Origin of the sequence: Streptomyces sp. NPDC085932, from assembly GCF_044540525.1 — a bacterium.
Classification (GTDB): Bacteria; Actinomycetota; Actinomycetes; order Streptomycetales; family Streptomycetaceae; genus Streptomyces; species Streptomyces levis.
Window position 1 is genome coordinate 2,093,286 of sequence record NZ_JBITSJ010000001.1, and the last position, 11,807, is coordinate 2,105,092.

The following is an 11,807-nucleotide window of genomic DNA, read 5'->3' on the forward strand; positions in this document are numbered from 1 at the left end:
GGCCCGCCATGCCCCAGGAACTGTCCCTCGACCGGGACGCCGTCGCCACCGTCGTCAAGAAGGTGGTCATCGCCGAATCACGGCTGTCCCTGCCGCCCGGCAGCGTCAGCGACGACGAACCCCTCGTCGGGGACCTGCTGAACGTGAACTCGCTCGGCTTCGTCGGCATGCTCGTGCGGATCGAGGACGAACTGGACGTCACCCTGCCCGACGACCTCTTCGTGGGGCGCACCTTCCGCACCGTCCGGGACCTGATCGACGTCGTGACGGCCGCGGAGGTGCGGCCGTGACGCCCACGATCCCCACCCGCTGGCGCAGCATCCTGCCCCATCTGTCCGAACCCCTGCCGCCCGACCGCACGCCGCCCCGCTCCGGTGACGGCACCGGGGAGTTGAAGATCAACCTCCCGACCGAGCTGATCCGGCACAGCGTCTCCGCCCGTGAGTACTGGGACATACCCGCCCCGGTCGTCGAACGCTACCGGCAGTACCGCCCGACCCCGTTGTGGCGTGCCCGCGGTTTCGAGGAGGCCGTCGGCGCCCGCGTGCCCGTGTACGTCAAGAACGAGGGCGTCAACATCTCGGGCAGCCACAAGCTCAACACGGCGCTGGCCCAGGCCCACTACTACCGCGAGGCCGGGGTGAAGGAACTGGTGACGGGCACCGGCGCGGGTCAGTGGGGCACCGCCATGGCCGCGGCCTGCGCCCTGTTCGGACTGCGCTGCCGGGTCTTCATGGTCGAGTCCAGCCTCCGGCGCAAGCCCTACCGCGGGGTCCTGATGCGGATGCTGGGCGCCGAGGTGCACGCCAGCCCCAGCGACCTGACCAAGGTCGCCGCCAAGGAGGACCCGGCCACCGGCAACAGCCTCTCGCTCGCCATCGGGGAGGCCGTCGAGTACGCCGCCGGACACGACCGGGTGGCGTTCTGCATCGGCAGCGGCGAGACGTACAGCATCCTGCACCAGTCGGTGATCGGCCTGGAGGCGGAGCAGCAACTCGCGGAACTGGACGCCGACATCGGCACGGTCGTCGGCTGCGTCGGCGCCGGATCCAACTTCGGCGGCATCGCCCTGCCCTTCCACGCCTCCGCCCGGGCGGCGGGCCGCGAGGGGCCCCGCCTGGTCGCCGCGGAGTCCAGCAGCACACCGAAGCTGACCCGCGGTGTCTACGCCTACGACAAGACCGACGCCACCGGCAGCGGCCCGATGGAGGCCATGTACACCATCGGCAGCGACTACCGGATCCCGGACGCGCACACCGCGGGCCTGCGCTTCCACGGCGCGGCGAAGCTCATCTCCGCGCTGCGGCACAGCGGCGACGTCGACGCCGTGGCGGTCAGCCAGGCGGACGCCCTGGACGCGGGCCGGCTGCTCGCCCGCCACGAGAGCGTCCTGCCGGCGCCCGAGTCCGGACACGCCCTGGCGGCCGCCGCCCGGATCGCCGCCTCGCCCGGCACCACCGGCGGCGTCCTGGTGTGCGTCAGCGGCCACGGCTACCTGGACCTCGGCGCCTACGAGCACTTCCTCGACGGCGGGGTCGAGGACCAGTCCCCGCCCGACGAGGCGCTCGCCCGTGCGGTGGCCGGGCTGAGCCGGGTGGAGACCGGCTCATGACGGCCACCGCGGCGGCCCCGTCCGTGCGGACCGGGATCCTCGACTGCGTACAGGTCAACCTGGCGCTCCTCGCGGACCGCCGCAACGGCCCGGGACGGCACCTCGCCCTCGGGGCGCGGCTGCGCTTCCGGCCGCGGCCCGGCCCCGACGGCCTGCCCACGGTGGACCCCCCGCCGCAGGAGCATCTGCGCGAGGGAGCCGCCCTCGTGGGGCTGCGGCCGGACTCCGTCGCCCACCGGGCCGCCGCGCGCGAACTGCGCGCCATGGCCGAACGCGCGCCGGTGGTGTACGCCGTCGCCGACTCCTACGACATGCCGTGGCTGCCCTACGCCGGCCGGGCACACATGGAACACAGCTTCCTCGTCGGTGCGCACCGCGACGGAGCCGAGGTCGAGGACGCGTACGACAACGAGACGGCGTGGGGGCCGGCCCGGCCCGGCCGGTGGACGTTCCCGTGGGAGCGCCTGCCGACCGCCTCCTTCGCGTGCGCCCTGTCACCCGTGCCCGGGTACCAGGCGCCCGCGCCGGAGCTGTCCCTGGACGATCCGGCGTCCTACGTCGAGGCCTACGCCACCCACCCCGACCGGCTCGCCGCCCTGCGCCGGCTGACCGCGGAGACCTGGCTGCTGACGCGGGCCCGGCACCTGCACGCCGCCTACCGCGAGCACCTCGGCGAGCAGCTGGACGCGCGGGAGCACCTGCGCGGCTGGGACCGGCTCACCGCGACCGCGTTCATCGCCCAGCGGCGCGCCGAACGGGGCAGGCCCGTCCCCGAGGCGCTGCTGCCCGAACTGGCGTCGCTGCTCACCGCCGACCGCGAGGTGTTCGCCGTGCGGCACCACCGAACCTGACCCTGCCGATCCCCCTCACACCCAAGCGACGGAGAAGCCGTGAACCAGCCCTTCATCGACCTGCTGACGCCCTTCCTGCCCAACCTCGGGGACCGCCCCCTCACCGAGGACAGCCGCCTGCACGACCTCGGGATGAACTCCATGAAGGCCATCGACCTGCTCTTCGCCATCGAGGACGGGCTGGGGGTCTCCCTCCCGGACGAGGACCTCAACGACACCACCTTCGCCACCGCCGGCAGTCTGTGGGCCGCGGTGCAGCGGGCCCAGGGCGCCGCCGAAGGAGACCGCAGGGCAGCGGCATGAGCGTCTTTGCAGCACGGGAGGCCACCTCCGCCGACGGTTCCCGGCTCGCCGCACTGCCCGCCGACGCGAGCGGCGCCGACCTCTGGCGCGCGCTCGGCGCGCAGAACCGGCTGGCCGGTGTCTACCGCGGCAACGATCCGCGCCGGGGCGTCGACGCGGCCGCGCTGGGCGCGCTGCTCACGGACGTCGACCTCCGCTTCGGCGTCGGCTCGACGCTGGCGGTGACCGTGCCGCTGGCGACCTGTCTGCCGCTGCTCGCCCAGGGGACCGGCCCGGCCGCCCGGACGCTCGCCGACAGCCTCGACGGCGGCACCGTCGTGGCCCTCGCCGCCACCGACGAGGACTCCGGCTGCGACCTGGCGGCACTGGACACACGCGTCTGCCTCGACGGGGACCACCTCCGGCTCGACGGAACCAAACGGTGGATCACCAACGCGACGACGTGCGGTGCGGCCCTCGTCCTCGCCCGCCACCGGCCGGGACCCCACTTCACGAACTTCACGTGGGTGCTCGTACCGGCCGACGCACCCGGCGTACGCGTCGAACCGGCCGGGACCGAGCTGTTCGACGGCTCCGGGACCGGTCACCTCACCTTCGAGGACGTCCGGCTCACCCGCGACCACGTCGTGGGCGGTACCGGCCGGGGACTGAGCGGCTTCGCGGCGCACATCGCCACCGAGCGGCTGGCCGGGGCCCTCTGGGCGGTCGCCCTGTGCGAGCGCGTGCTGCGCGACACCGCCCGCTACCTGGGACGGCGCCGGCACGGCGGCGGTGTCCTGTGGGACCGGGAGGCCGTACGCCAGCGCTGGGCGGGCGCGCTGCTGCGCTCCCGTCAGCACCGTGCCCTGACCGAGAGCCTCACCGAGGCGGTCGCCGCCCGCCGCGACACCTCGGCCGCCGCACTGCTCAAGGCCAGCGCCGCCGAGACCGTCGAGCACGTCCTCGACGTGTGCGCCCACCTCCAGGGCGCGCACGGCTTCCGCACCGGCGGACCACAGCACCTGCGGGCGCAGGCGGCCCTGTTCGGGATCGGCGGCGGCACGACCGAGGTCGTCCTGGACATCGTGGCCGAGACCGCCCCCCAAGCCGGTGCCGGGGAGCTGCCGTGAAGGTCCTGGAGACCGGCCCGGGCGTATGGGTGGCCACCGGCGAGGCGGCCGGCGGCCGCCTCACCCCCGCCGACCTCGCCACGGCCCGTGGCAGGCCCCCCTGGCGTGCGCGCCAGATCCTGGCCGGGCGTGCGCTGCTGCGCGACCTGCTCGCCGAGGTGGCGCCCGGCGACGCCGGCGAGCCCGTCGTGGCCGGCCACAACGGCAAACCGGTCCTGGCGGGCCGCTGCCGGACCGGCGTCAGCATCTCCCACGACGGGGACCACACCGTCGTGGCCGTCGCACCCGGGCGTCGCGTCGGGGTCGACGTGCAGGTGCCGCCGCCGCACGTCGGCGACTCCATGGTCCGGCGGTGCGCCGCCCGCTACACGACCCACCTGCACCGCCTGCCGGAAACCCTGCGGCACACCGTCTTCACGGAGATCTGGACGGTCCAGGAGGCCTGCGTGAAAGCCGAGGGGACCGGCATCGGGGGGCTCCCCTGGACCATCGACGTGCCCCCGTATCTCGACCACGGCGACTGGCGCGCACTGCGCTGGCGCAAGGTGCGAGAACTCATCGACGTACCTGTGGCGTGCGCTTGGGAGGCGACACCATGACACCTGCCCTGTCCTGCTACTCCACCACGCTCGTGGAGCACCTGGGAGGCGCGGCGGCCGGCCGGCTGGCGGCGGCGGTGCACCTGTGGGTGCGCACCGACGCAGCGGACGGCGCGCTCGCCTTCTCCCACCACGACCGCATCGACGGCGGAACCCTGGTGCACGACCACCGGCCGGACTGGCCGTCGGCCCGTGCGGCGCTGGCCGCCCTGCTCGCCGCACAGGGGCAGGTGATCGTGTCCGGCAACGCCTTCCACCTGCCCTGGTCTCCGCACCACGGGGTGCGGACCGTTCCCCACTGGTTCCTGCTGCGGGCCCACGACGCCCGAGGGTGGCTCGTGACGGACCCGTTCCACGCCCTGATGCCCGGCGGCGAGCAACTGCCCTACGCCGGAGTGCTCGACGACGACTCGCTGCGGAGGGCGCTGACACCGGTGGGCCGGCTCGATCCGGCCGTCCGCAACCGGGAGGTGCACGCTCTGGGGGAGCCGGTGGACACCGGCCCCGTGGACGCGTACCGCTGGCTGCGCCGGACCGCCACCGTCCCGGCCGGAGCCCCGGCGCGGTGGCCGGGCACCTGGCTGCGGGAGCCGCGGGAGGTGTTCGCCTTCCTGCGGGACCGCCTCGCCCGTGACGGGGATCTGCTGGAGCGGCACATCGACGACCTGTGGGCGGCCTCCCGGCACCAGCTGCACCGCCTGGGGCCGGACCCCGACCCGGACCTGGCCGACGCCTGGACGCAGCTGCCCAAGGCCCTGCGGTTCGCCGCCGACTCCGCGCGGCGCGGACGCCCCCGCACCGGGGTGGTCGAGCGGGCCCTGGACACCCTCGCCGCGCTCGCGACCGGCAGGGAGGTGAGCCGTGCTGGGAGTTGAGACGACCACAGCCCAGGCGGACCCGTCGGCCGAGCCGGGGGTGGACGAGGCGCTCTTCCGCGCGACGATGACCGGTCTGGCCAAGTGCGTCGCGGTCACGACCGCCCTCGGGCCGGACGGGCCGGTGGGCTGCACCACGACCTCGCTGATGTCGCTGTCCGTGGCGCCGCCGAGCGTGCTGCTGGCCTTCGGCAGGGGCGGACGCACTCTGGACGACCTGCTGGCCGCCGGCCGCTTCGCCGTCAACGTGCTGTCCCACACGCAGGGTGCGCTGGTCCGGCGCTTCGCCACCGGCACCCCCGCACAGCGCTTCCGTGCCACGCCGCACGCCGTGCTCCGGGGCGTCCCGGTGCTGCACGACGCCGCCGTCGTGATGACCTGCGACGTCGCGGAGACCCTCACGGCCGTCGACCACGTCCTGGTCGTCGGCACCGTACGTCATCTGAGCACCACCCCCGGTTCCCCGCTGGTGCTCGTCACCGGCGAACCGCACATCGCCACACCCGTGCCGCCCGCCCCGGCCGGGGCCGACAACCTGCGTTGACCTGGAGAGAGAGCATGCCCACGACTCCCGCACCCGAGGTGACCCACCGGCCCGACGAACGCTTCGACGAGTTCCTCCTGGCTGCCGCCGCCACCCACCCCGACCATCCCGCCGTGGTGGAGTACGCGGACGGCGCGGAACGGGTGACGACCTTCCGCGGCCTGCGGGAGACCGCCGAACGCTACGCCGCCCAACTGGACCGTTTCGGCCTGGAGATCGGCGACCGCGTCATGATCGTCTCGGACACGTCCGCCGAGGCCGTCGCCCTCGTCCTGGCGTGTGCGTCGCGCGGCCTGCCCTTCGTCCCCGTCAGCCCGGAGACGCCGGCCGAACGGCGGGCGACGATCGAGCGGCTGGCCGAGCCCGCGCTGTGCCTGACCGCCGACGGGCGGCCGGAGGGGGCCGTGGGGCACGGCCGGTTCGGCGGGGGCACCATCGAGGTGCCGCAGCCACCTGTGCGCCGTGGTGGGTCGCGCCGTGCCGTGACACCCACCGACACCGCCTACATCATCTTCACGTCGGGCACCACGGGCCGGCCCAAGGGCGTGGTGATGAGCCACCGGGCCGTCGTCGCCTTCTACCGGGGCATGATCGCCGAGGGCTTCGTGTCGGTGGGCGACCGGGTGGCCTCGACGTCCCCGCTCCAGTTCGACTTCTCGCTGCTGGACATCGGCATGGCGCTGGGCAGCGGAGCGGCGGTGGCCCCCGTCCCGCGGGCCCTGCTGCGCTGGCCGACGAGATTCCTCAAGGTGCTGCGCGTCACCCGGGCCACGCACGTCAACGGTGTGCCGTCCATCTGGCGCCAGTCGCTGCGCCACATCCCCGACCAGCTGGCCGACCTGCCGGATCTGCGCGGAGTGCTGTTCTGCGGGGAGGAGTTCCCCCTGGCCGAACTGCGCCACCTCCAGCGTCTGCGGCCCGGCATCCGTCTGATCAACTGCTACGGCGCGACGGAATCCATGGCGGCCAGTTTCGCCGAGGTTCCCGACCCGCTGCCCGACGACGTGACGCACCTGTCGATCGGCAACGGGCACGAGGGCACCGACATCCTCCTGCTGGACGCCGAGGGGGCACCCGTGCGGGAGGAGGGGGTCGTCGGCGAGATGTACCTGCGCAGCCCGGCCCTGATGACCGGCTACTGGGGGGACGCCGACGCCACGGACGCCGTCCTCGTCGCCGACCCGCTGGAGCCCCGTTCCGGCCAGCGTCTGCTGCGGACCGGTGACCTGGCCTTCCGGGGCGCCGACGGCGCGCTGCGCTTCTGCGGGCGGCGGGACTCCCAGGTGCAGATCCGCGGCAACCGGGTGGAGCCGGCCGAGGTGCAGCGACGGCTGCTCGCCCACTCCGACGTCTGCGAGGCGGCCGTCGTGGTTGCCGAAGGGCCGGGCCGGGAGGCCGAGTTGTGCGCGTTCGTCGTGCTGGCCGACGGCGCGGCCGGTACGGCCGAGAGCGATCTGCGGGCGTTCTGCCTGCGCGCGATGCCCGCGTACATGGCGCCGGGCGTGGTGCGCATCGTGGGCAGCCTTCCCGTCAACCAGCACGGCAAGACCGACCACCGGCGGCTGCTCGCCCAGCTCCTGGCCGACGCCGCCTGAGCGGCCCTCGGGCTCCGCGGCTCCCGCAGCGGGGCCCGGGGCCCGTTCAGCCTGTGCTGACCACGTCGGAGGCGGCCTTCAGCACGGCGTGCAGAGCCGGGTGCCCGGTGTCGCCGCGCCGCCACAGGGCCTGTGTGTAGGTGGGGGTGGCCGGGCGCCAGTCCACGACCCTGCGGAGCCGGCCGTCGGCGAGATCGTCGGCCACGGTGACCTCGGGCAGCAGTCCCACGCCTATGCCGCTCTCGGCCAGGCGCTTCACGGCGGTGATGGAATCGAGTCTGAGCATCCGCCCGGCCCGCAGCGTCGACTCGACCTCGTGCAGAAGCTCGCCGCAGTGGCGGACGTCGAGGTCGGCGCTGACGAGGATCGACGACGGCGGCTCCCCGGAGCCCGGGCGCCGAGAGCCGGGCCGTTCTCCGGCCACCAGGGCGAACGGCTCGGGGCGGAGATCGCAGTGCTCCAGATCCTCGTCCGAGGCGCCGCTTCCTATCATGAAGACGCAGTCCATCTGACCGTTACGCAGCATGACGAGCGCTTCCTGCGGGGTGGACAGGCGGAGCGACACGTCCATGTCCGGATAGCGCAGCAGCAAGTATTCGATGAGCGGGAGCAGCCGGTGGTTGATGAGACTTTCCGACGCGCCGACGCAGATTCTTCCCTGCGGAGTGAGTGACGCGTCCGCGAGGCGCCGGACGCGACCGCTGAGCCGCACGATCTCGCGGGCGTGTTCGAGGATGGAGTGCCCGGCCCGCGTCGGCCGGACACCGCCCGGTAAGCGCTCCAGTAAAGGCAGCCCGAGCGACCGTTCCAGTGCCTTTATGCGGTTGGTGACCGTGGGTTGGGTCACGTGGAGCATGCCCGCCGCCCGCGTCACACTTCCCGCGTCCACAGCGCCTAAAAATGCCTCGAGATGCCGCGTATCCAATTCTTCCCCCGTATGCGTCGACCCGTCGAAAATGCAAGCCGACGCCATGCCGGCTTTCTCCCGCAACTGCGAAGTCCTGTCATTCCGGTCACGAATGACATACGAGCGTTCATGGTGCCTGCGAGCGTAGCGTCACCCTTCCCCCTCATCAACATGTTTGGTAGGGACATTTATGGGGAGGCACCTTTTACTGGACGGACGATTTCACGTCAGTTAATGAACGCACGAGGGCCTGTCCCCCGGGCGCAGCCGATCGCGGAACCTCGGTGGCGCCTCGCGCGGGGCCGCCACGCGGCGCCGGATACGTCGGCGCGCAGGAAGTGGCCAATTCCCGCCGGTGCTGCCCGCGTACGCCCTCTCGGCTCCAGGGCGCATCGGGTGACGGGGGATCGGCGGCGCGAACGGTCAGCTTCCACAGCGCGGTTCGACGAACGACATGCCTTGATGCGGTTGTCCTGTGGCCGGCTGTACAGCGCGGGGGCCGGGCGGCCGGACCGGTGCCGCCGCACGGGAGGTGACCGGTCGGCACGGATTGCTTGGCTAGCCACATAAACGGTGGTACTTTTATGTGGTCGGCCACAGAACGCGGTCGGCGTGACTTCCCACGTCAAGGAGAGCAGCCATGAAGGCCATCGTTTTCGACGCGTTCGGCGGCACCGAGGTCCTGCACGAGGCGCAGATCGACATCCCCCGGCCCGGCCCCGGCCAGATCCGGGTGCGGGTCCGCGCGGTCGGTGTCAACCCGGTCGACGGCAAGATCCGCTCCGGCGGCATGGAGGCCATCTTCCCCACCACGCTGCCCGCTGTGCCCGGCGGCGAGATCGCCGGTGTCGTCGACGCCGTCGGTGAGGGCGTGGAACATCTGAAGGTGGGGGACGAGGTCCTGGGCTGGTCCGACACCGGCTCCTACGCGCAGTACGCCCTGGCCCCCGCGGCCGTCCTCGCGCCCAAGCCGGCCGGCCTGGACTGGGCGCACGCCGCCGCTCTGCCCGTGGCGACCGACGGCGCCGAACGGGTCCTCGACCTGCTCGGCATCACGTCCGGTGAGACGCTGCTGATCCACGGCGCGTCCGGCGCGCTGGGCACCATCGCCGTCCAGCTGGCCGTCGCCCGCGGCGCCCGCGTCATCGGCACCGCCGGACCGGCCAATCAGGAGTACGTCACCTCCCTCGGCGCGACCGCGCTGGTCTACGGCGAGAATCTGGTCGAGCGGGTCCGTGCCGTCGCCCCCGACGGGGTGGACGCCGTCTTCGACGCCGCGGGAAAGGGCGCGCTGGAGGACTCCATCGCCCTGCGTGGCGGCACCGACCGGATCGTCACCACCGCCGACTTCCGCGCGGCCGAACTCGGCATCGTCTTCGCCGAGGGCCCCCAGCGCCGCTCCGCCACCCGCCTCGCCGAACTCGCCCGGCAAGCAGCCGACGGCGCCTTGCGGACCACGATCAGCGCCACCTACCCGCTGTCCGAAGCGGCCAAGGCCCAGCAGGCCAGCGACGCGGGCCACAACCGAGGCAAGATCGTCCTCGCGGTCGACTGATCCGTCACCGCAGTCGAGCGACCCGAGGGAGCAGCAGTGTCAGACACCACCTCACCGGAACTGCCGGATGCGGCGGGCGAGGGGCCGTTGAGCTACGCCATCTTCCAGCTCGCACGCACCCACCGCGGCCACGCCGCCGCCATGCTGCGGGCGATGAATCTCCACCCGGGGCAGGAGCTGCTGCTCATGCAGCTTTTCGACCACGACGGCCTGACTCAGGCGGAGCTGCTGGAGCGAGTCGGCCTCGACCACTCCACGGTCTCCAAGTCCCTGCGGCGGATGCAGGACGCCGGGCTGCTCACCCGGGAGCCCGCCGCCCATGACCGGCGGGTCATGGTCGTCCACCTCACCGATGCCGGCCGTGCCCTCAAGGAGCCCATCGCCGACATGTGGCGCTCCCTCGAAGAGATCTCCGTACGAGACCTGACGGCTGATCAAGTCGAGGTGTTCATCAGGTGCGCCCGCGTCATCGAGAAGGCGGTCAGGGACCGAAGCCGCCGGACTCCGGCCGAGTAGACGGGGCGAGCGCGGGAAGCCCCGCCGGGGCAGGGTGGCCACATGGGTTCCCCTGCCCCGACGGGGCTCGGTCGGCACGGCCGGGCGGCGGATCACCGGCGCCCGGCAGGAACGGGTGCCGTGCGCAACGTGTCTCGGCTCAGCCGAAGTTCACGTCGCTGCACCACATGTAGGCCTGGTCCAGGTGCGAGGCCTGCCAGATCACGAACAGGATGTGGTGTCCGGTGTAGCCGGAGGTGTTGACGTTGAACCGGATGTCCTGCGCCGGGGCGTAGCGGCCGGTCTGCGTGATGAAGTCGAGGTTGCCCCAGCCCAGCGTCTGGGTCTTGGGGTTGAAGCCCTGCTTGCTCACGTAGACCCGGAAGTAGTCGGCACCGTGGGACGCCTGGTCGTGCAGCTGGACCGTGAAGTTGTTGCTGACGTTGGTCGTCTTCCACGGCCCGGGCCGGTTCAGGCTGTCGTTCCGGGAGAGGTTGTTGCTGCAGAGCGTCCCGTCAGGCGTCCGAGCCTGGAACTGGCCACCGAGACCGTCGCGGAGGGCGCTCATCCAGTTCCACATGGTGTCGGGGTTGGCCTGGAACGCCTGGTAGCACATGGGGTCTTCGGTCTGCATGGCCGGGCTCGTGTGGTTGCTGCCCCACGTCTTCCAGCACTGGTATGCGCGGGTGGCGGGGTTGACGATGGTGCCGTGTGCCTGGGCGGGGGTCGACCAGGCCAGTGCGCCGATGACGACGGCGAACACCATGACGAGCGCCTGAAGGGGCCGGCGGAGGGACCGCGCACGCCCGGTTAACGGACTCTGATTGCGCATGTGGGGGGAACTCCTTCCAGTTACGAGGCTGTCATGGGAGCGCTCCCAACAGTACGACTGCTGAGTGAAATGTCAATGAAACAAACGGAGTTGAACGCAGGGATGGCGGATACCTGGTGGGGTTCACGCCACGACGGCTTGCCGCGCCGGCACGTGTTGTCTCCGTGACCGGGGGTGAACGCGGCGGGTGACGCAGGCCGTCGGCGCCCCGGGGGGTGCGCGGCATGACAAGCTGGGGTCTCCAACGCCCGAGCCCAGGAGGTCACCATGGCCGCAGAGTCCTCATCGCCGGAAGGCGCGGATCCGGCTGACACCGAGTCGACCGCCGCCGAGAGCCCCGCTCTCTCGCCCGACGCTGACGGCCAGTACGACTTGAAGCGCAAGTTCCGCGAGGCTCTGGCGCGCAAGCGCGGTATGCAGACGGCGGCCGAGTCGGCCGCGAACTCGCACACGTCGAAGGTCCGCGGCACTCACGGCCCGGCCGCGAACCAGCGGTCGTTCCGGCGCAAGAGCGGCGGCTGAGCAAAGGA

The 11,807-nt window shown here is 72.5% G+C and carries 14 protein-coding genes; 12 read left to right on the top strand and 2 right to left on the bottom strand.

Features of this window, described 5'->3' with window-relative positions; translation table 11 throughout:
• Positions 1–8: 8 nt before the first annotated feature.
• The 9 genes from ACIGAQ_RS09040 to ACIGAQ_RS09080 are packed head-to-tail and all read left to right on the top strand — an operon-like array spanning position 9 to position 7,488.
• Positions 9–290 (top strand): acyl carrier protein, encoded by a 282-nt coding sequence (locus tag ACIGAQ_RS09040; protein WP_362283067.1) that lies wholly within the window; start codon positions 9–11, stop codon positions 288–290.
• A complete protein-coding gene (locus ACIGAQ_RS09045; protein ID WP_399780515.1) occupies positions 287–1,612 on the top strand; it encodes a TrpB-like pyridoxal phosphate-dependent enzyme in 1,326 nt (441 codons plus the stop codon). Before ACIGAQ_RS09040 ends, ACIGAQ_RS09045 begins: the two co-directional genes overlap by 4 nt.
• Positions 1,609–2,463, top strand: a complete 855-nt coding sequence (locus ACIGAQ_RS09050) for a hypothetical protein (RefSeq protein WP_399780518.1) — start codon at positions 1,609–1,611, stop codon at positions 2,461–2,463. Before ACIGAQ_RS09045 ends, ACIGAQ_RS09050 begins: the two co-directional genes overlap by 4 nt.
• 39 nt (positions 2,464–2,502) lie before the next feature.
• Positions 2,503–2,766 (top strand): phosphopantetheine-binding protein, encoded by a 264-nt coding sequence (locus ACIGAQ_RS09055; RefSeq protein ID WP_311685751.1) that lies wholly within the window; start codon positions 2,503–2,505, stop codon positions 2,764–2,766.
• Entirely contained in the window at positions 2,763–3,875 is a 1,113-nt protein-coding gene (locus ACIGAQ_RS09060; RefSeq protein WP_311685749.1) for an acyl-CoA dehydrogenase, read from the top strand. Before ACIGAQ_RS09055 ends, ACIGAQ_RS09060 begins: the two co-directional genes overlap by 4 nt.
• Positions 3,872–4,474: a 4'-phosphopantetheinyl transferase family protein gene (locus ACIGAQ_RS09065; protein WP_399780522.1), complete on the top strand. Its 603-nt coding sequence runs from the start codon at positions 3,872–3,874 to the stop codon at positions 4,472–4,474. The genes ACIGAQ_RS09060 and ACIGAQ_RS09065 overlap by 4 nt, the downstream gene beginning before the upstream one ends.
• The gene (locus tag ACIGAQ_RS09070; protein ID WP_399780525.1) at positions 4,471–5,349 is read left to right on the top strand and encodes a hypothetical protein; all 879 of its coding nucleotides are present in this window, start codon (positions 4,471–4,473) and stop codon (positions 5,347–5,349) included. The genes ACIGAQ_RS09065 and ACIGAQ_RS09070 overlap by 4 nt, the downstream gene beginning before the upstream one ends.
• Entirely contained in the window at positions 5,336–5,893 is a 558-nt protein-coding gene (locus tag ACIGAQ_RS09075) for a flavin reductase family protein (RefSeq protein WP_399780527.1), read from the top strand. Before ACIGAQ_RS09070 ends, ACIGAQ_RS09075 begins: the two co-directional genes overlap by 14 nt.
• 14 nt (positions 5,894–5,907) lie before the next feature.
• Positions 5,908–7,488, top strand: coding sequence for an AMP-binding protein (locus tag ACIGAQ_RS09080; protein ID WP_399780530.1), 1,581 nt, complete (start codon positions 5,908–5,910; stop codon positions 7,486–7,488).
• Positions 7,489–7,534: 46 nt separating this feature from the next.
• Here ACIGAQ_RS09080 and ACIGAQ_RS09085 read toward each other — a convergent pair whose 3' ends face one another.
• Positions 7,535–8,461 carry a LysR family transcriptional regulator gene (locus ACIGAQ_RS09085; protein WP_399780739.1) on the bottom strand — a complete coding sequence of 309 codons (927 nt, stop codon included), beginning with the start codon at positions 8,459–8,461 and terminating at the stop codon, positions 7,535–7,537.
• A gap of 574 nt (positions 8,462–9,035) precedes the next feature.
• Between ACIGAQ_RS09085 and ACIGAQ_RS09090 the strand changes: the two genes are divergently transcribed.
• Entirely contained in the window at positions 9,036–9,950 is a 915-nt protein-coding gene (locus ACIGAQ_RS09090) for an NADP-dependent oxidoreductase (RefSeq protein ID WP_399780533.1), read from the top strand.
• A 36-nt stretch (positions 9,951–9,986) separates the two neighbouring features.
• Positions 9,987–10,466: a MarR family transcriptional regulator gene (locus ACIGAQ_RS09095; protein ID WP_362283044.1), complete on the top strand. Its 480-nt coding sequence runs from the start codon at positions 9,987–9,989 to the stop codon at positions 10,464–10,466.
• 139 nt (positions 10,467–10,605) lie between these two features.
• On the opposite strand, the gene ACIGAQ_RS09100 is transcribed toward ACIGAQ_RS09095, so the two are convergent.
• A complete protein-coding gene (locus tag ACIGAQ_RS09100; protein ID WP_362283268.1) occupies positions 10,606–11,211 on the bottom strand; it encodes a lytic polysaccharide monooxygenase in 606 nt (201 codons plus the stop codon).
• Positions 11,212–11,544: 333 nt separating this feature from the next.
• On the opposite strand from ACIGAQ_RS09100, the gene ACIGAQ_RS09105 reads away from it, so the two are divergent.
• Positions 11,545–11,799: a DUF5302 domain-containing protein gene (locus ACIGAQ_RS09105; RefSeq protein ID WP_362283042.1), complete on the top strand. Its 255-nt coding sequence runs from the start codon at positions 11,545–11,547 to the stop codon at positions 11,797–11,799.
• The last annotated feature ends 8 nt before the right edge of the window (positions 11,800–11,807 follow it).